Origin of the sequence: Bacillus sp. FSL K6-3458 (assembly GCF_038005045.1) — a bacterium.
GTDB lineage: Bacteria > Bacillota > Bacilli > Bacillales > Bacillaceae > Bacillus > Bacillus altitudinis.
Window position 1 is genome coordinate 3,198,139 of sequence record NZ_JBBOSI010000001.1, and the last position, 17,895, is coordinate 3,216,033.

Consider the following 17,895-nt stretch of genomic DNA (forward strand, 5'->3'; position numbering starts at 1 on the left):
CACTCCTCTTATTCATTCGGCTTCCATGTTCCCCAAAGTGCTAACCCGCAGCCATCTTCACGATCAAACGCTTCTTTGCGCCGGTTACGATCGGATACTGATTGAAGCCACATTTTTTCGGCCAATTCTGCTGGATCTCCTTCTTCTACTGTAAAGAAGTAAACACTACCCGCGGGGACTAAGCGGCGTATTGCTTTTTCACGCCCTTTGTCTTTATTTGCTAAACTCCATCCAGAGATTGGCTGCCAATGTGGAACAGAGGCCCAAACCAATTTGAGTCGTACATTTGTATCAAATAGTGGTTTTGACATGAGCTGTTCATCCAGCCATCCGGGCTGCCACCCTTTACTGAAATAAGCGGGTGTCGCCAATATCATGCGAACATACGGCTTGTTTTTGAGCGATTCTTTAATAGCATCCGGACATGTCCAATCTTGTTGGTATACATGTGGCCGGTCTTCTATATGAGCCAGCCGCCGTTCACCACCGATTGGGTGAATCCCTGAGAAAGGCTTTAATTCTTCTGACTCTTCAGTAGATAAATCTATTCCTGCCTCCAGTTTAAAGTCATCTGGGAATAAGAGCGATTCAGTTGAAAATAGATGCTGATCTTTTGCCTTTTTACTGCCAGTTTCCACCTCAATTTGTGTTCGTTCCTGACGCTGTAATGCTGGAATAAATGCAGGTGGTGCATCATTTTTGAACGAATGATTTTCCTTCTGCATGTATTGATATTCAGTCAAGGCTTCCTTCACCTGACTCTCATTCACTGCGTCTGTCAGCCAGTTCACCATCCACTTTAGTGATACAAAAGCAGGCGGCGATTTCATTTTTTTACGAGCACCAGCTCCAATTGGTGGCCATAATGCCTCACTAAAACGGCCTGTTTTTCCTGTACCAAAAAAACCCTGTCCTTCCGACATCATTGGCTTCGGTCTCACTTGATACATGCCATACTCATCATCGAATAACTCAAGGTCATGAGGCATTGGAACATATAAATGATCATGCCAGCGATATAAAGGACCTCGCACAAGAGATTTCGCATAATAAGAAAGTGGCGTGGTGTGTTTGATTGATTGTCGTTTCTTCGCTAGAGCTGTACGAAGTGTTCCTGCGACCACACTTGGCGGAACATCGTTTAGTGAACGCGCCCGTATACCCGGTACACTTTGAAATGGGCGTGCATCACGAATAAGCAGCGGATCAAGCGGTTGAATGTGAAACCATCTTTCAGGCATGTCCACTTACCTCCTCTAGTTGAAGAGCAATGATCATACATTCAGCGATTGTATGTAATTCTTCTAATGTATTCTTCTTCGGTATATACTTCGTAATCAATTGTTCGATCCACTCTTTCGTTTCTTGCTCTGTTTTTGCTTCCGTTTTCTTTTTGAATGCAAGACGTCTTATCTCTAGTGGAATGAGTTCATCTAAAATTGCTGGCTGTTTTTTAAATGAAGACTGTTCGTATGTTTGATACAACTCTCGTAAGCCATATGCAAAGCCAGATGTGAAATAAGACTGTTTTAACCACGTCGTCATCTCTTGGATAGAGGCCACTGGATCTATTTGAAATGAGACTGAGATATTCATTGTGTCTCCTCCGCCTCGCTTTTGGAAATGAATCGCTAATGAATTTCGCTCTTGTTTTGCATATTGTTCAGCCTGGCGTGCCATACTTCTTACTTCTTCAAGAGGCTCAAGCATATGGACGATGGCGATGCCAATTGAAATCGAAGGAGGTGTCTCACTATGTTGATGAGCCTTCATCGTTGAAACAAATTCTCTTTGTAATTTCCCAGCTGCTTCTAAGCATTTGTGAACCGGTACATAAGCCATGACATCATCTCCACCGCCGTAGATCAATGTACCTTCACATTCGGAAATAATCCCACGAGCCTTTGAAGCAAAAGTTGAGAGTGTTTTAGAAAATGCAATATGGCTTTCTACATGCTGTATATTTCGTAGTTGGCTGCCCATCTTATCTCCATCCGCCATGAGAAAGGCATAGTAAGGTGAAGGTGCTGGTGGTTTAACCGGCTGGCCATGATGCTTGCTGTATTCACCTTTGAAATATTTTTCAAGCAGCTGTGTGATATCATTTTTAGCTTCTGTTCGTGTGGTCCCGACAAGTCCACGTTGTTCAAGATAATCTTCTATTCTTCTATCATAAAAAAGCGATGCCTCACTCAAATCAATAGAGGCTACTGTTAGATTCATATTCTCAAGATACATTTCTACATCTTTCACATATTGAGTGGCAGCTTTCTTCATCTGTTCATTTTCTTCCAACATGTTTTGATAGGGAACAAAAGCTTTATCGCAGACTGATGGAAATGTCTTGCTCGGATGCTTATGTAAGGACAATCGTTTGATCACTGAAATCGCATCTAATGATTCATGTTCACCAATTCCCCATTTTGCTAATTGCGCCACTTGCTGTGGTGTTTTTTGCTTTTGGAAAACTGATTCCCGGCCACCATCAAGTGATGATTTTGGTTCACCGAATAACGCCCCTGGCTCATTTTGTTTAAAATCTCTTAAAGTCTTCCGTGCCGCCATTAAACCTTCGACTTCTTGAAGAGCCAAATGATATGGACTTGCGGACGCATTTGCCGCTTCCTCTTGAGTTTGCATCTCAGTCCACACAGCATAAAATTCTATTAAATCATCTACTTGTCGATTCCATGTGCCTATTTGAATATAAGGATCCACAATCCCTCTTACGAAGTCTGCGTATTCCTTCCATTTGTTATATATTGCTTTTTTTACTTGTCTTGCAACGGATGAAGGTTGTTCGTGTGAGATTTCCCCCAATATTTTATTTGGTGCGTTGTTTGGTTCTGCAGAGGATTCGTTGAACACAGGGAAAATAAGCGTTCCACCCAGTTCTTGAAATTTCTTCGCACCTGCTTTACTTAATTCAGATAGAAGAAAAGAGCCAAACCATAAATCACGCGTCCGCCTTGCTTGCGCAATAAATTCTTGAACAGGCCCTATCGAAAATAGCATTAATGTTTGTTTTTGTAATTCTTCTGACAAAATGTTCGCACCTCCTTGCTATGTAAAAAAGCTTGAATCGCCGATGAGTGCGTACGGCCACTCTCGTCTTGTAATGGGTTATTTGAGTAGGTGGCTGTTGGGTAGATACTTTGTTCATCTGTCACATCGGGCAAAGGATTTCTGTCCCCTAAAAGCGATAAAGCTTCGATCTTTGGTTGCTGCAACACCATCACCATGCCCACTGATTCCTCTTGATTAATAGCCAATGGTTTTAAGATGAGTGGTGAAGCCAAGCGATCCTTTCCTTTAGGTAGGAGCGTTACAGGATCTGGATCTTTCCCACTATCTTTAGGAGCAAATCGGAACTGAATAGGCAAACCAAATTGAGCTCTAGGAAATGCTTGATATTTAAATGGTTTCTCTTTTGGATAAGGGATGTGATGACCTGATTTAGCCTTACCTGTTAACAGACGAATAGTATCTGCTTCCGGCCAGCAACTTCTTCCCCTTTTTTTGTACGGGTTTGATCTTCTTCGAAATGTTTCATATGTCTGAATGACGGATTGCCAGCATGAGATCATAGATGATGGAAATGCCTGTACTTTGAATTCACGACTAAGCGTCGGCCATTCTCGACTTGATGCTGGCATTTGGATGTCATATTCTAAAAGCTTTTGCTCAAACCATTTTTCCAATTGGCTTTTTGTCCTCTTGTTGTATGGTGAAAATTGCTTGCAATATAAACTGCCACACCCACGTCTCGTTCTTGACCCAAGTCCACCGAAGTTGATCCAAGCCCATAATGCTGCTTCAACTTCTTTTTTGATTAACTCAAAATCGGTTGTTTTTTTAGATAACCGGATATTTAAAGAAAATTGCGCCTTCATGAGGTATGGTGTTTCATCTTTCATATTTGAAAGAACATACCGTGGAAAAGGATGATTTTTCTTTTTAAAAAATACTTTTGAATTTCTTTTCACTTCGTCTTTTTCATAATGCGTTATCACTTGAATCTGGCTCGCTCGTTCTGTATGACCAAATATTTCGGCTTCTCTTTTAGATAATTCATTCGCATTTTTGCAGACAGCTCCTCGAGTTGCACGCCACCAGAAACGAAGATGTCCACGAATCGCACTTTCACGAATCGGTCTGTCTTGATCAATTGAGTTTGATTGGGGTCCTCCCCCAAACATTGGCGTAACTAAATGAATAGTGAGCGGCTCTTTAAAAAGTCTTTGGTCTTCATGAATTTTCGTGTCAATCGCATGTTTCACATCATGCCAATTCGTTTTGGGTTTACTAGATTCCCTTGTCATGTCGCTCTCCTTTCTTCACTTTGTTATCTGTTTCTGAAACAGCTTGGCATATGCATAGTGAGGGAAAAACATGGGATTGTTGATGAGCATTAGCAATTGATTTAATTGGAAGTTTAGCGTTAACAGCTCATTGTGATCAATACGTAATTCACTGAGTTTGTTCGAAATCACTTTGTCTTTACTATCATCTTCATTATTTTCAATATTTTCTTTCTTTTCTTCATCCTCTTGTTCCTTAGATCTTTCTGGATCATAACAATTTAATTCATTAGCCCACCATACTAGGCGTTCACCTTCATTAGGAGCTCTTAAATGAAATACACTCTTTTGTTTCATAAGTATAAAGTCAAATGCTTTGTCTAATTTTTCAAACATCCCTGAAGATGAGTTTGCTGTTTGCCTTTTTAAATTACTTGCTAAAATTAAAATAGGACGTGTTCGTTTCTGTGTATCATTTTCAACCATGACAACCCCTTGGGCGGCCATCCTAGCTATTCCTTTTGTTTTCGGTACTAATTTTTTTATATTGTCAGACCAAACTTCTAATTTATCAACATCGAAATTTGAACTTTTACATTCAATAGCAACCGCAACCGCCTCAATCGGTATAAACTTCAACGAATTGTGTTGGAACACATACGGCGTATACTGCTCATCAAAAACGGCAATATCGACTTCGTTAGAATGATTTCCTTCTGAGTCAATAATGATGACACCTTGTGCTAATGAATATTTTTTAGGAATGATTTTCCGAAAAAACTCCATCCACATCACTTCTCTAGAATCCCCTGTCAGCCCACCATGATTAGAAGCAAAGTCGACTTCTTCGGATATCATGCTGTTTAATCTTTGATAATTCTCTAAGATCAGCTGCTCCACTTTACCGGTTCGCTCCGTTTCACCCAAACCAATTCCTCCTTCACCACATTACGAATGGATAAAATTTGAATCTAAATGACTACTTTTCATTTCGACTTATTTTGAGATTTTTTAAGGTGTATTTAGGAAAAAGAAGAAGAAAAAAACATGACTGCAAGGAGTCATGTTTTCACTATACAAACGAACAGTCTATTTTAATGGCTTTTGTATTTGAAAGAGGATGTTGTAAGAAGATAGTCTTTTAGGTGGCCATACCCATACCCGTTTAAGACATAATCATTTAAAATCGCTCACTCGTGTAGAGTGCGACAATGAATCCGAAAACACTCTTTGTCGGATCAAGATTTCAATCCACGCACTCATGTAGAGTGCGACAGGAGGAAACGGAAAATGCCAAAACCTGAACAGATATTTCAATCCACGCACTCATGTAGAGTGCGACCTTTCAAACGAGGATATCCGTTTCTATAATCCAATTTCAATCCACGCACTCATATAGAGTGCGATCTAAACAAGTTGCACAATTATCCAAAGACGCAGCTATTTCAATCCACGCACTCATATAGAGTGCGACTGCGATTTCTGCCCTAATTGTAACATTTTTTAGGAAATGATAGGCACAATCCACAACTTTCAATAAAGAATTTTGTTTTCCCCTTTATAAAATATACATTTTTTCTCAATTTTGTCGAATAAAAAGGTGCGAATGTCCCGGGGATTTGATGTTCACCTGACATTCGCACCATCAGTTCCTCTTACATCTTCGTCATATATTCCACAATAAACTCCCAAAAGCCAGGTCCTTCTTGGTAAATCAGCCGGTCTACTTTTTCGATGAGTTTGATATAGAGTTCTTGTTCGAGGTCTTCTCTTTCTTGATATGCCGTGTTTTGTAGTTTCTTTTTGATCATGGGTGTGAAGGTTTCAATGAGTTCTTCCATTTCTCCATTGGTCATTTTGTCTTCTTGCACGGACATCTCCCCCTGTTTCTTCTTTTAGTTTGTTGAGTGCTTTTTTGTGGATGTTTGAGATGTTTTGTCTCGTTTCGCCTAGCCGGTCGGCTATTTCTTTCATTGTTTGACCTTCAACATAAATATGGGTTAAAACCATTTTTTGTTTGTCTGTGAGCTGCTGATAGGCCTTGTACAATCTTGGGTCTTGCAGGTGCTCCCCTAAGTCTTGCTGGTTAAAGAGCACAGCTTCATACGTATCTGTTTGAACAGGGTCTTTCACTTCTTGCGTATCAGGATGATCGAGTATGAGCGGAAAACGTTGCTGCTTTTTTTTCACTCGTTTGTCAAAGTCGACTGAAAAGATGCGGATCATTGTGGAAATATACTTGATGATGCGGATTTTTTGATAAAACTGCTTGAACTCGGAATCTAGTTTTTTCGCATTTTCTTCGTTTGGCTCTTCCATGACTTGCCGGAGCAACTGCTGGTTTTTAGGATTGCTTAAAAACTGCTGAATGAGCGGGTGGTCAACGATTTCCTTCCATTTTGCTTTCAATAACAGCCGATAATCCATGTGCATCCTCCCCTTTGTTCTCTCTACTTGCATTAAGTGGACAAAAGTTAAAAAAAGTAAACTTTGTGAAACGGGTCTAATGGTTCATTTTCTCCCCTTTTGATTTCCTATTTCTTCTTTCATACCACTTATAGAGAAGACGAGCATCCGCTGGGAGGTGAGACAAATGGAGACCTTTTTTTCGGAGGAATGGCTGAAGCAGCTCGGTCAGGCTGGATTTCCTGCTATTTTAACGATTTATTTGCTGACACGTTTTGAACGAAAGTTTGATGAATTAAGCAAACTCATCCAACAATTGGTCGCTGTTCAAAAAAATGATGAATCAGATTGACATCTTCTTGATTCGTTTCACCTTATGAAAACGAGGGCGAAATGAAAGGCCTTTTGTCACCTCACACAATACGATGTTGAAAGGGGATTTTATCATGAGTGAAAAGCAAAATGGTGTACCGCAGCCGATTCGAGGAGAAAAAGGAGCAACGGTCAAAATTCCACGTAATCTCGAGCGAGACAGACAAAACCTAGATATGCTCACGCCACCAGAAACCGATCATGGAACGGTTCCCAACATGAAATATTCTTTTTCTGATACGCACAACCGTTTAGAAAAAGGCGGTTACGCAAGAGAAGTCACGGTACGTGAACTGCCAATCTCTAAAAGTCTTGCCTCTGTGAACATGCGGCTAAAACCTGGTGCGATTCGCGAGCTGCACTGGCATAAGGAAGCGGAATGGGCGTACATGATTTATGGGGAAGCCCGAATTACATCGGTTGATGCAGAGGGGCGCAATTTTACAGAGGATGTGACCGAGGGTGATTTATGGTACTTCCCTTCAGGCTTGCCGCACTCTATTCAAGCACTTGAACCGGGAGCGGAATTCTTGCTTGTGTTTGATGATGGGTCTTTCTCTGAAAATAGTACGTTCCAAGTGACTGATTGGCTTGCCCATACCCCAGAGGAAGTCGTTCTCCAAAACTTTGGAATGACAAAGGAGCAATTTGAGAAGCTGCCAGAGAAAGAGAAGTATATTTTCCAAAAAGGAATTCCTGGTTCCCTTGAATGTGACAAGGTTAACACAGAGCAAGGAGAAGTCCCGAACTCCTTTAAATATGAGCTGTTAAAGCAAGAGCCGATTACGTCAAGCGGCGGACAAGTGTGGATTGCGGATTCTACCAACTTCAAAGCGTCTAAAACGATTGCATCCGCTCTTGTGAAAGTTGATCCAGGTGCCATTCGTGAGCTGCACTGGCATCCAAATACGGATGAATGGCAATATTTCATTTCTGGAAAAGCTCGAATGACGGTCTTTGCTTCTGATGGACATGCGAGAACCTTCAACTATCAGGCGGGAGACGTTGGCTATGTGCCATTTGCGATGGGGCATTATGTAGAAAATACAGGTGACGAACCGCTCTATTTCTTAGAAATCTTTAAGAGCGATCATTATGCAGACATTTCACTCAATCAGTGGCTTGCGGTCACACCGAAACAGCTTGTTTTGGATCATTTAGATCAAGGCGAAGATTTCTTAAAACTGCTTGATACAGAAAAACACCCTGTCATCGCTGCCCCTAAAAAAGAGGATTAATTCCACCTTCCTGCAAAAAGGCTGTCCTTTTTGCAGGTATCTTCATGTAAAGGAGTGTTGTTTACCCATGCAACAATCTGTTCACGCTTTATGGCAAGGGCTGAAATGGCTCATGGCGCTATCAGCTGTCTGTTACATATTTTTGTTGTTTTGTGTGCTGTTCTTTCATTTGACCGGTGCTTTTTACCAATCGATTTTATCGCTGCTACTGTTTATGGGCATCTATGTTGTACTTGGGATCTCTTTTGAACATCTGGAACACGTGCTCATGCGGTTTGTTCGTAAGTGTCGGTCCAAAAAACGATCTATCGTTTTCTATGCCGTTTTATTTCACCTTTTGTTTATTTGGGGTGCTGTCTATGTATCAGACGAATTGGTTGACGGCATTTTGCTGACTACTTCTGAAGAAATTCTCTTTGCGCTAAGTCTTTGGTTATTTCATTTTTTGTTTGATTATGCGTCGTTTTCGTTTGATAAGGAAGCTTCGTGAGGCGCTATCGTCTTTCTGTAGAGAGCGCTTGTTTGACCTGCTCCATATGATGGAGATCATGTTTAATCAAACCTTGAAAATAACTTGATAACGTCAGCTCGGTTTGACCGATCAAAAAGGATGTATTCCAGCGAGATGTTTCGATTTTCTTCATTTCTTGAAGCAATTTTGTTCTAACAGCAATAAATCGCCCGATCGTCTCGCTTCTCTCTTCCTTTCTTGCTCTTTCGGCTGACTGCCGGTTCATTTCATGCACATCAGGTGCCTGAGGTAACGCTTTATTGTTCCAAAATTCCTTTAGGCGATCGTGTAAAATAAATTCATCCCATGGAACGAAATGTGCGATGATCTCAGCAATGCTCCACTTTCCATCAGCGATGGCGCTACGCCATTCTTCTTCTGTTACTTCCGTTAGTGACTGCACCCATTCAAGGGTGTGTTCATAGTGTTTTATCACGGTGTCTTTGTTCATGTTTTGTTATCCCCTTTATGTTTTTAAAAGAAGTTGATCAAAAATTGGTTAGTTTCATTCTTGCTAAATCATTTATAACATATTATCATATACTTTAATTACCAAATGAAAAGGGGGAATTGTGATACGCTGTCCTATATGAAAAAGCTTATTTTTTTGCGCCAAAATAAACCGACCGGTCTGTTTATAAAAAGGGAGGAAAAATGATGAATTCTCAAAATGTGATCATTATCGGCAGTGGTGTAGCAGGATTGGCTACTGCTTTATTTTTAAAAAAGGCTGGAATGGAAAGTACGATTTATGAAAGCAGGTCAGATGAAGAATTAGAAACAGGAGCAGGTTTTTTACTGTCTCCGAATGGGGTAAAGATTTTGGATGGAATCGGGTGTAAAAATGAAGTGATAGCAAATGCAACAGTGATAAAGAAGATCCAGCAAATAAACAGTGAAAATGAAGTAGAAGCGATCTTTCACAATTATAGTGAAAAATATTATGATGCCCCTTTACTGAACGTCATGAGAGACCAAATCATCAAATCACTTTTAAAAGAAGTTCACCGTCAAGGAATAGAAGTGAAGTACAACAAAAAGTTAATCTCAATCAAACAGCAGCCTCATTCCGTTCAGGTTCTTTTTGAAGATGAAACTGAGATAACAGGTGATATCGTAATAGGAGCAGATGGAACTTTTTCTAAAACAAGAGAGGCTATTGCGTTTAATGCTAAATTAGACTATAGCGGTTTTTGGGGACTACAAGGAGTATCGTTTGTGAAGGATTTTGTATTGGATGAGGCAACAAGTTATTTTTACAATGACGGAAACTTTCAATTCATTTTTGGGAAAGCGCATCCAACAAATAAAATGAATATTTTATGGCAAGCTTTCTCTCAGTGTCCTGAGAAGTTACCTACAAAACATTTTGAGAAAGCCAATAAAGAAACCATCCGACAGTTATTATATAAACAAATGGAACATTGGAACATTCCTAAACACCTTTCTGACATCATCGATCATACAAACATGTTCTTTCCAAGAAGTATCTATGAAATAAAGGATTTTCCTGTGTGGTCAAAAGGACGTGTTGTTCTTGTAGGTGATGCGGTACATACGGCGAACCCTTTTGTTGGTCAAGGAGCATCGTATAGTCTAGAAGATGCCATGCTCATAGCAAAGATGCTAAGGGATCATGAGTATCGAGATGCGTTCTATTATTATGAAAAGGATCGAAGAAAGAGGACAGAAGAATTGAATGCGCTATTTCAGCACATGAGTATTCAAAACGATATTGATAAAAAAATGAACGAATACACGATTGAATGGGATGAAGAAACTTACGTATGAGATGAAAGATAAAAAAAACACCACTTATGCTGAAAAGTGGTGTTTCTTGTGTTTTCTCCGTGCATATAAAATCGCAACGATCAAACTGACGAGTGAAATCAATGCGAGAATTCTGATATAAGGTGGATAGTAGGTGAGCACGATCTCGTTTTTGCCTTTTTCTATTGGAAAACCGATAAACGCATAATTGGCTTGTTCAATATCGGTTTGATGGCCGTTCACAGTGAGCTCCCAGCCTTTTTCATATGGAACAGGCAGAATCATATAATCATCGCCGCGCTTGTTCTCATAAGAAATCGTAAAGCGGTTATTTTTAAGTTTCACCTGCTGGCTGCCATCATCCTGTTTTTCTTTATCATATGCCCGCGCAAGGGTGCGGTAAGGCTCATGATACAGCTTTAATTGACTCAGCTCATACGTCCCTTTTGGAACTCGTATGGAAAGGATTTTTTCCGCAGGGACTCGGATCGTCACGTCATTAACGCCTGTTTTGTAGATAGACGTATTGCTTTTGCGTGATGTGACGTAGTCATCTACAGATAACTGAAACCCTTCATTACGGTCGGTCCGCTTCACATAAAAGCTCACATACACATCCCCCACGCGAGCGATATCATCTGGAAGGGTGATATTCAGCCCGCCCGTTTTCCCGTATACATCAAGCACGCCATTTTCGTATACCGCTTGTTCAGTATGAATGTTTGTATCCTTTATTCGATCAGGCGATTGGTCGATTTCAGCATTTCCTTTTTTGTTTAAGATCACACCTTGCAACATCGCATGTTCTTTATCAAGTGCTGACGCATGCTCTAGTGACTTTTCTGAATAGACGGTACTCGTTGTTCTTGCAAATGGGAGCGGGCGTGTATTTTCATACACTTCATAATGTTCGCTTTCCAATATGGGCTTAAAATAAACCGGCGGTGAGAAAGACATCGATTTGTCTCTCATATAATACTTCCCGTAGGTCAGACTGTATAAATTCGCCCTGTCCCCCATTGTTGCATACCGGCTGACACTTTCCCGTCCCATATCAATTTGCAGGTCATTCCAGTAGAAATGGAGCAGATGCTGATTCAATATACTTGAATACGCACTCATGCCTTGAAAGCCTTCAAATAACGGGGTGTTGTTGCGCACGCCGTTCATCCAATCAATCCGGGCAAGCGGATCTTCTTTTGAGCGGCTTTGAATCTGCTGAATGAGCTTCATTTGCTCATGTCCAGCATACGCCTCACTATTCAGATACGTATCTGATACGCTCTTAATATTGCTTCTTTCAAATAAGTAGCCCTGCTGATACACGCCTGCTGTCAGTAAGCTCACAACGATGAGCACAGCTGACAAGAGATGAAGGTGCAGACGTTTCCCCGCATGTATCGAGAGGAAGAACAAGCTGATCACAAGCAGTCCTATTCCGGTAAATACAACAACATCCATATTTCCCTTTGCTCGTTCTGAAAGGGCGACTGCGAGAAGGAATACAATCCAAGCGCCTAAAACCGCACGTTTTTTCCACTTCCACTCCATTTGCGAGAAATGCTTGATGGTGATGGCTACGACTGCTCCGACTGTAAAAGCAAGAATATATTCAAATCTGTACTGCGGTGCAGAAAAACCATTAAACACGCTCGCCATCTTTGGACTGTAGTGAAAAATGATCAGCAGAACACTGATCGATGTGAACATGAAAAACCATCTGTTCCGGTATAGCGGAACGAGAAACAGACAAATCAGAAAGATGACCGGCAATAAATACACCCTGCTTGTAAACAGCAGATGATCATGCAGCGCAAACCAAGGAATTGCCTGTTCATACGGCGGTCTTACATTATTGAGAAAGCCGTAAACAGACGGGATAAAAAAGGCAGCACTGATCCCAAACGATAACAACGTAGAGATCGCAAGTGTCCAGAACACCTTCCAGCCTCGCTCCTCGCTTTGAAGCTTCATCATATATCTGAAGACGAGATAAATGGCTAAAAAGATAAAGTGAATGTAAGCAAAGTAAAAATTGTTGATCAGCATGAGACTGCAAGCCGCAATAAACCATGCCGGCTTGCCTGTTTTAAAAATCCGTTCAACCCCGAGCACAAGCAGCGGAAGCCACATCATGCTGTCGGTGAAAAACTCCCAAAACGTTTGATGCCGAAAGTACACAATAGACAGTCCGTAAATACCGGCACCTGTCAGCGCCCCCAGCCTATGTTGCACAATCGAAAGAAGCACACGATATGCGATGAACAGAATGACTGTCAGCTTGATCACACTCAGCCAAATAACAGCATTTGCCCAAAAGTGAATGTCTGTTGACTGTACAAGGTGAAGCGCATTTAACAGCCAGACAACAGCGACTGTGACCATAAAGACCATCGACGTTGTAAAATAATAACCTAATTGCGTATATGTACCGCCGCCTAGACCAAATTGATAGGAATAAAAGAAGTTTCCTTTGACGTATTCGTCATACAGCAGCTTTTTAAACGGGAGCATTTGCGAAATGCCATCTCCATCTCCCGTCATATATCGGCCTTGCGTATATTCATATAAGAAAAAGGAGTGTCCTAATAAAGCAAGAATGAGGCACATTCCAATGAGTATCCATCTACGTTTCATCATCTAAATCCTTTCTCCAAAAGATCCACTGTTCATTGAAACAAAACAACCCAGCAAGCGATTCGTGCTTGCCGGTTATTTGACTCCACGTTATTTAAATAACTGCGTTAACACTCGGTCTTGTTCTTTTGAGCTTGTCTCTTGTTCCATGACATTTGATTCTTGAATTAAGTAATGCGGCCTCTTTTTCGTTTCATAGTAAATCCGGCCAATGTATTCTCCGATCACACCTAGACTCAAGAGCTGGACACCACCGAGGAAAAGCACAGCTGAGATTAAAGTGAAATAACCCGGTACCATGATGCCCGTTCTGACGATTTGAATAAAGGTCGCCACGATGTAAATCAAAGAGAGAAATAAGATCAAAATACCCGTATAAAAACAAATACGCAGCGGGCGGTTGTTAAAGGAAATGACACCATCAATCCCGTAGTTAAATAATTTCTTCAGTGACCATTTTGTATCACCGTGCTGTCTTTCCACATTTTCATAATAGATGACCTTTTCTTCAAAGCCAATCCAGCAAAAAAGGCCTTTTGAAAAACGATTTCCCTCTTTCAGCTGAAGCAATGCGTCGATCGCTTGACGGGAAATTAAGCGGAAATCTCCTACACCATCACGCAAGTCCACTTCGACCACCTTGTTCATCACTTTATAATACATCGATGATAGGTAAGAACGAAGCTTGCTGTCCCCTTTACGGTTTCGTTTAGCAATGACTTGATGATAACCTTCTTCGTAGCCTCTAACAAAATCCTGAATCAAATACGTTGGGTGCTGCAGGTCGGCGTCCATAATGATCGCAGCTTCCCCTTTTGCATGCTCAAGACCTGCTAAAATTGCAGCTTCTTTCCCAAAGTTACGAGAAAAGGAAATGTATTTGACTTTTGCACTTTTGTGAGAGAGCTCTCTCATGTATTGAAGCGTATTGTCTTTGCTTCCATCATTCACAAAGATGATTTCAAAGTCATAATGAAAATCGCGAAACTCTTCCTCGAGTGCCTCAAAGATTCGTCTGATGTTTTCACCTTCATTGTAAGAAGGAATTATAACAGAGAGCAGTTCCCGTTCCATATCGCACCTTCTCTTCACTTTTTTCACATAGTCTGTTATGTTCATTATTCCTTTTTTGTCAGAAAACGAAACCCTTTTTTATTATCCATAAATTTCATGTATCCTTAATCGTTACATTATATCAGAGTTTTATTTCCAGTGATTTTCACCAACATGAATTTAATGTAATTTTAAGTTTATCCATTGTAAAAAGCCTGTAATTTTGATCACAGACTGGGTATTGTTTCATAAAATTGTTTGGTCAATTATATATTTTCCTGTTTATTGAAAAAGATGAGTGGAAGTGAAAAGGGCAACCCTTTTAATGCAGCAGCCCTTTGTCGTTTTGTTGCAGATGCTCATTTGCCTTCGATTGTTTATTTTGAAATAAATGCAGCTGAGCGCCGTAGCTTTCGATCCATTCTCGGACAATCCGTTCAGTCGTTTCTTGTCCTTTATACTTGCGGCCAGCCTTTGCATAGGTTGTTTCAAAATCACTCCAAAGGAGCTCTACCCATGTACGTGCTTCTTCATATGTGAGCATATTGTTTTTTTCCATTAGTTGTTCGGTTAATCGCTCAAAATATTGTTCCATACTGGTTCCTCCTTCATCTAGCAGAAAGTGCCTTTTTAAAAAAATCTCTTTTTTCATATACTACCCTTACGTCTTCAAAAGACGCAAATGATTTGTATTGTTTGGAGGGAATCAGTATGCGTAATAAAGCAAAGGGCTTTCCAAATCAAGTGAATCACAAGTTTGAAGGCGAACCAGGGGCCACAGATGCTTATGCGTCTAAAAGGCCGAACGGTGAGACGAATACACGTCCACAGGAACGTATGAGGGCATCAGGGAAACGCTAATTTTTCCAAAGGGAGTGCTTGAGATATGAGTTCAAATGGGAAATCGTATATGGAAGACTTTGTTCAATTAAGAACAACCGCTTACCCTCAACCATGGGCGAATGCTAAACATTCTGCCTCTCAGGTCAACGGAGAAACGCAGCAAACGCAGCACGACATCGTACTTCAGAACAACGTCCGTAAACAACGTTCGAAGTAAAGAAAAGGACTGATCTCTAACGATCAGTCCTTCAGATTGTTGACAAAGGGCTAAAATGAACTTGATTTTAGCCCTTTGTCTTCTTTTCAGCGTGATAGAAAACCTTTGCAGTCTAGGAAGGACGAGTACTGGCGCGGAGCGAATTTGACATTCGTGAGCACCAGCACGCAGGACTGACAAAGAATGCGAGGGTTTGTCTACACGCTGAAGGACTGATCTCTAGGGATCAGTCCTTTTGCGTAAGCATTGAAATCGGCAGGGCATCTTCTTTATTTGGCGCTGATACTCTGTAGCCCCAAGCAAAAACACCATTTAAATACTCCACATAAAACTGCTCGTCTGTATCTTTGATGTGATAAGTCGTTTTGGTCTGAATAGCAGCTGGATCTAATAAATAGGCTTTCGCCATGTCAATTTTCCGCTCCAACACGGCATATTCATTCACAATGCCTAGCTGCTCAGCCTTTCTTGCTTTTTCAGAAAGAGCGGCAATCTCCTGCTTTAATTCGTATTCTGTCATTTCACTATAGCGTTTTTCCATCTGTCATTCCCCTTTGTCTAAAACGTGATCAATTGTATCAAGATCAAATCCTTTTCGGTATAGGAATTGCTTCACTTTCATTTTTTTCTCAAATGATCCGTCATAACCTACCTTGCGTTTTGCCTTCTCAAGCATATAGTGAAGGGCTTCTTCTTCCTTTTCCTCTTCTTGTCCATCATAGGCTTCTTGAAGGGCTTTATCAATGATATCAAATGAAAATCCTTTTCGCTGAAGCTGCAATTTGATACGCTGTTCAATTTCTTTTGCGGACCGGTTTTTCTCTTTCTTAACCAGCTTTAGCACTTGTTTCACTGCTTCCTCTAGCTGCAAATCATTCGGATATTGCGATAGTGCTTGTTCGATGGTGTCATCGTCTATGCCTTTCAGCTTTAACTCTTTTTTTAGCACTGACGGGCCTTTGCTATTCGTTTTTCGGTGGGTGCTTACATACGCTTCTGCAAATTCAAGATCATTTACATACTTATAATGTTTTAATTTGTGTATAATTTCACTAATAGCAGGTGCTGGTATGTCTTTTTTCGTCAAATAATCGGTGACTTCTTTCACTGATCTCATCCGATACGATAAATAATCGACGGCCTGCTGAAATCCTTTTTTTACTGCATCACCGAATTGAATCTCTATGATATCGGCTTCGTCCAGCTCTTTTCCCTTTTTCAAATCATGCTGGACGAGCACATCTAGATCAACGCTAAAAGCGTACTTTTCATCAAGAAAGATGTTCACGCGTTCTGTATTGTTTTTCTGAGCAGAGATTTTCGTAATATAGGGCATCCTGTGATCACTCCTTTTTTCAAACAGTCAGGATGTTTCTTCTGATTCAAAATCGTGAAAGATATAGGTATGTATATGAGAGGAGAAGATGTCAATTGAATATCGCCATTACCGGAGGAACCGGGTTTATCGGGCATCATGTCACAAAGGTGCTCGCAGCTGAAGGACATCATCTATATATTTTAACAAGAAATCCAAAGGAATCCGAACAAAATCATTTACATTACGTGCAGTGGCTGACAGATGGTGCTAAGCCTGAACATGAATTGCCTGCGATTGATGTATGGATTAACCTTGCTGGAAAATCCATTTTCACACGCTGGACGGACAAAGCAAAAAAAGGCATTCTCTCCAGCCGTCTTCAATCCACGCAAGAAGTGAGACGCATTATAGAAGCGCAGGAATCGAAACCATCTGTGCTCATTCAAGCAAGTGCTGTCGGTATCTACGGCACTTCCAAGACAGAAGACTTTACGGAGGAGGCCCCTCCAGCCGATACAGACTTTTTAAGTCATACATCTAAACTTTGGGAAGCTGAAGGGCAAAAAATTGAGGCGCTCGGTATTCGCACGGTTTATACACGCTTTGGGGTAGTGCTAGGAGAAAAAGGCACACTTCCTCTTATGACCTTGCCATACAAGCTGTTTGCCGGTGGAACGATTGGCTCTGGCTCGCAATGGGTATCTTGGGTTCACGTGGAGGATGTAGCACATCTCATTGCGTATGCCATTCAACATGAACACATATCAGGTCCACTCAATGTCACATCTCCAAATCCTGTTCAAATGAAGCAGCTGGGACAAACTATTGCATCTACCCTTCATCGCCCTCACTGGCTGAAGGTGCCGTCCTTTGTCATCAAAACCGCACTTGGCGACATGTCATTGCTTGTATTAGAAGGTCAACGTGCTCTGCCGAAAAAGGCACTGCTGTCTTCTTATGAATTTTTACACCCTGAGCTAAAAGAAGCGATTTTGCATTCAGAGGAATAAATTTTGTCAAAAACACCCATCCTATTAAAAATGAGATGAGGGGGCGATTTTGATGAAGAAAAAAGAACACCAGCCGACTTCAAAACTGAAGAAAACCCAAGAAGTTCTGTATCAGCAGGAATTCAAAAAAGCGGAAAGAGCAGCAGAAAAAAGAAACAAATAAAACGGATATTCCTCTTTTACAAGCACATAACTAAAGTGATCTTGTAAAGGAGGGAA

20 protein-coding genes are annotated in these 17,895 nt (G+C 40.9%); 8 read left to right on the forward strand and 12 right to left on the reverse strand.

Annotated features, from left to right (window positions below; genetic code table 11):
- Positions 1 to 8 precede the first annotated feature (8 nt).
- The 6 genes from cmr3 to MHH23_RS16930 form a co-directional block, all read right to left on the reverse strand.
- Positions 9 to 1,241, reverse strand: coding sequence for a type III-B CRISPR module-associated protein Cmr3 (cmr3, locus tag MHH23_RS16905; protein WP_340959883.1), 1,233 nt, complete (start codon positions 1,239 to 1,241; stop codon positions 9 to 11).
- Positions 1,234 to 3,045, reverse strand: coding sequence for a type III-B CRISPR-associated protein Cas10/Cmr2 (gene cas10, locus MHH23_RS16910; RefSeq protein ID WP_340959885.1), 1,812 nt, complete (start codon positions 3,043 to 3,045; stop codon positions 1,234 to 1,236). Before cas10 ends, cmr3 begins: the two co-directional genes overlap by 8 nt.
- A complete protein-coding gene (gene cmr1 / locus MHH23_RS16915) occupies positions 3,015 to 4,322 on the reverse strand; it encodes a type III-B CRISPR module RAMP protein Cmr1 (RefSeq protein ID WP_340959887.1) in 1,308 nt (435 codons plus the stop codon). Before cmr1 ends, cas10 begins: the two co-directional genes overlap by 31 nt.
- A 15-nt stretch (positions 4,323 to 4,337) precedes the next feature.
- The gene (locus MHH23_RS16920; RefSeq protein WP_340959889.1) at positions 4,338 to 5,228 is read right to left on the reverse strand and encodes a DUF6602 domain-containing protein; all 891 of its coding nucleotides are present in this window, start codon (positions 5,226 to 5,228) and stop codon (positions 4,338 to 4,340) included.
- Positions 5,229 to 5,956: 728 nt separating this feature from the next.
- Complete coding sequence (gene rsoA, locus MHH23_RS16925; RefSeq protein ID WP_340959890.1) at positions 5,957 to 6,157, reverse strand: sigma-O factor regulator RsoA; 201 nt, start codon at positions 6,155 to 6,157, stop codon at positions 5,957 to 5,959.
- On the reverse strand, positions 6,126 to 6,728 hold the full coding sequence (locus tag MHH23_RS16930; RefSeq protein WP_047947015.1) for a sigma-70 family RNA polymerase sigma factor: 603 nt from the start codon (positions 6,726 to 6,728) through the stop codon (positions 6,126 to 6,128). Before MHH23_RS16930 ends, rsoA begins: the two co-directional genes overlap by 32 nt.
- A 166-nt stretch (positions 6,729 to 6,894) precedes the next feature.
- Between MHH23_RS16930 and MHH23_RS16935 the strand changes: the two genes are divergently transcribed.
- The 3 genes from MHH23_RS16935 (at position 6,895) to MHH23_RS16945 (ending at position 8,807) form a co-directional block, all read left to right on the forward strand.
- On the forward strand, positions 6,895 to 7,059 hold the full coding sequence (locus MHH23_RS16935) for a YvrJ family protein (RefSeq protein ID WP_144668606.1): 165 nt from the start codon (positions 6,895 to 6,897) through the stop codon (positions 7,057 to 7,059).
- A gap of 94 nt (positions 7,060 to 7,153) precedes the next feature.
- Positions 7,154 to 8,317 carry an oxalate decarboxylase family bicupin gene (locus MHH23_RS16940; RefSeq protein WP_340959891.1) on the forward strand — a complete coding sequence of 388 codons (1,164 nt, stop codon included), beginning with the start codon at positions 7,154 to 7,156 and terminating at the stop codon, positions 8,315 to 8,317.
- Between the two features lie 67 nt (positions 8,318 to 8,384).
- Positions 8,385 to 8,807, forward strand: coding sequence for a regulatory YrvL family protein (locus tag MHH23_RS16945; RefSeq protein ID WP_096881151.1), 423 nt, complete (start codon positions 8,385 to 8,387; stop codon positions 8,805 to 8,807).
- A 4-nt stretch (positions 8,808 to 8,811) separates the two neighbouring features.
- On the opposite strand, the gene MHH23_RS16950 is transcribed toward MHH23_RS16945, so the two are convergent.
- Positions 8,812 to 9,279 carry a DinB family protein gene (locus tag MHH23_RS16950; RefSeq protein ID WP_096881150.1) on the reverse strand — a complete coding sequence of 156 codons (468 nt, stop codon included), beginning with the start codon at positions 9,277 to 9,279 and terminating at the stop codon, positions 8,812 to 8,814.
- Positions 9,280 to 9,485: 206 nt separating this feature from the next.
- Here MHH23_RS16950 and MHH23_RS16955 point away from each other — a divergent pair, with 206 nt between their 5' ends.
- Positions 9,486 to 10,619, forward strand: coding sequence for an FAD-dependent oxidoreductase (locus MHH23_RS16955; protein WP_116307665.1), 1,134 nt, complete (start codon positions 9,486 to 9,488; stop codon positions 10,617 to 10,619).
- A gap of 24 nt (positions 10,620 to 10,643) precedes the next feature.
- Here the strand turns inward: MHH23_RS16955 and MHH23_RS16960 are convergent, their stop codons facing one another.
- The 3 genes from MHH23_RS16960 to MHH23_RS16970 form a co-directional block, all read right to left on the reverse strand.
- Positions 10,644 to 13,238 (reverse strand): YfhO family protein, encoded by a 2,595-nt coding sequence (locus MHH23_RS16960; RefSeq protein ID WP_116307663.1) that lies wholly within the window; start codon positions 13,236 to 13,238, stop codon positions 10,644 to 10,646.
- 87 nt (positions 13,239 to 13,325) lie between these two features.
- Positions 13,326 to 14,309 (reverse strand): glycosyltransferase family 2 protein, encoded by a 984-nt coding sequence (locus MHH23_RS16965; RefSeq protein WP_008341983.1) that lies wholly within the window; start codon positions 14,307 to 14,309, stop codon positions 13,326 to 13,328.
- A 301-nt stretch (positions 14,310 to 14,610) separates the two neighbouring features.
- Positions 14,611 to 14,883 carry a YfhJ family protein gene (locus MHH23_RS16970; RefSeq protein WP_017366871.1) on the reverse strand — a complete coding sequence of 91 codons (273 nt, stop codon included), beginning with the start codon at positions 14,881 to 14,883 and terminating at the stop codon, positions 14,611 to 14,613.
- Positions 14,884 to 14,999: 116 nt separating this feature from the next.
- Between MHH23_RS16970 and MHH23_RS16975 the strand changes: the two genes are divergently transcribed.
- Positions 15,000 to 15,149 carry a small, acid-soluble spore protein K gene (locus MHH23_RS16975; RefSeq protein WP_003217849.1) on the forward strand — a complete coding sequence of 50 codons (150 nt, stop codon included), beginning with the start codon at positions 15,000 to 15,002 and terminating at the stop codon, positions 15,147 to 15,149.
- A 25-nt stretch (positions 15,150 to 15,174) separates the two neighbouring features.
- Positions 15,175 to 15,348: a YpzG family protein gene (locus MHH23_RS16980; protein ID WP_003217811.1), complete on the forward strand. Its 174-nt coding sequence runs from the start codon at positions 15,175 to 15,177 to the stop codon at positions 15,346 to 15,348.
- A gap of 226 nt (positions 15,349 to 15,574) precedes the next feature.
- Here MHH23_RS16980 and MHH23_RS16985 read toward each other — a convergent pair whose 3' ends face one another.
- The gene (locus MHH23_RS16985; protein ID WP_008341991.1) at positions 15,575 to 15,889 is read right to left on the reverse strand and encodes a YfhH family protein; all 315 of its coding nucleotides are present in this window, start codon (positions 15,887 to 15,889) and stop codon (positions 15,575 to 15,577) included.
- Positions 15,890 to 15,892: 3 nt separating this feature from the next.
- Positions 15,893 to 16,684 (reverse strand): recombination regulator RecX, encoded by a 792-nt coding sequence (gene recX / locus MHH23_RS16990; RefSeq protein ID WP_017358838.1) that lies wholly within the window; start codon positions 16,682 to 16,684, stop codon positions 15,893 to 15,895.
- Positions 16,685 to 16,779: 95 nt separating this feature from the next.
- Here recX and MHH23_RS16995 point away from each other — a divergent pair, with 95 nt between their 5' ends.
- Positions 16,780 to 17,676: a TIGR01777 family oxidoreductase gene (locus MHH23_RS16995; RefSeq protein WP_116307661.1), complete on the forward strand. Its 897-nt coding sequence runs from the start codon at positions 16,780 to 16,782 to the stop codon at positions 17,674 to 17,676.
- A 52-nt stretch (positions 17,677 to 17,728) separates the two neighbouring features.
- A complete protein-coding gene (locus MHH23_RS17000) occupies positions 17,729 to 17,839 on the forward strand; it encodes a YfhE family protein (protein WP_017358836.1) in 111 nt (36 codons plus the stop codon).
- Positions 17,840 to 17,895: the final 56 nt, after the last annotated feature.

Coding starts and splice junctions, on each gene's coding strand:
- MHH23_RS16950 (WP_096881150.1), bottom strand. CDS start 9,279: ATGAACAAAGACACCGTGATAAAACACTATGAACACACCCTTGAATGG.
- MHH23_RS16970 (WP_017366871.1), bottom strand. CDS start 14,883: ATGGAACAATATTTTGAGCGATTAACCGAACAACTAATGGAAAAAAAC.
- MHH23_RS16930 (WP_047947015.1), bottom strand. CDS start 6,728: ATGGATTATCGGCTGTTATTGAAAGCAAAATGGAAGGAAATCGTTGAC.
- cmr1 (WP_340959887.1), bottom strand. CDS start 4,322: ATGACAAGGGAATCTAGTAAACCCAAAACGAATTGGCATGATGTGAAA.
- MHH23_RS16980 (WP_003217811.1), top strand. CDS start 15,175: ATGAGTTCAAATGGGAAATCGTATATGGAAGACTTTGTTCAATTAAGA.
- MHH23_RS16985 (WP_008341991.1), bottom strand. CDS start 15,889: ATGGAAAAACGCTATAGTGAAATGACAGAATACGAATTAAAGCAGGAG.
- MHH23_RS16940 (WP_340959891.1), top strand. CDS start 7,154: ATGAGTGAAAAGCAAAATGGTGTACCGCAGCCGATTCGAGGAGAAAAA.
- MHH23_RS16935 (WP_144668606.1), top strand. CDS start 6,895: ATGGAGACCTTTTTTTCGGAGGAATGGCTGAAGCAGCTCGGTCAGGCT.
- MHH23_RS16955 (WP_116307665.1), top strand. CDS start 9,486: ATGAATTCTCAAAATGTGATCATTATCGGCAGTGGTGTAGCAGGATTG.
- MHH23_RS17000 (WP_017358836.1), top strand. CDS start 17,729: ATGAAGAAAAAAGAACACCAGCCGACTTCAAAACTGAAGAAAACCCAA.
- MHH23_RS16945 (WP_096881151.1), top strand. CDS start 8,385: ATGCAACAATCTGTTCACGCTTTATGGCAAGGGCTGAAATGGCTCATG.
- MHH23_RS16960 (WP_116307663.1), bottom strand. CDS start 13,238: ATGATGAAACGTAGATGGATACTCATTGGAATGTGCCTCATTCTTGCT.
- cmr3 (WP_340959883.1), bottom strand. CDS start 1,241: ATGCCTGAAAGATGGTTTCACATTCAACCGCTTGATCCGCTGCTTATT.
- MHH23_RS16975 (WP_003217849.1), top strand. CDS start 15,000: ATGCGTAATAAAGCAAAGGGCTTTCCAAATCAAGTGAATCACAAGTTT.
- rsoA (WP_340959890.1), bottom strand. CDS start 6,157: ATGACCAATGGAGAAATGGAAGAACTCATTGAAACCTTCACACCCATG.
- MHH23_RS16965 (WP_008341983.1), bottom strand. CDS start 14,309: ATGGAACGGGAACTGCTCTCTGTTATAATTCCTTCTTACAATGAAGGT.
- recX (WP_017358838.1), bottom strand. CDS start 16,684: ATGCCCTATATTACGAAAATCTCTGCTCAGAAAAACAATACAGAACGC.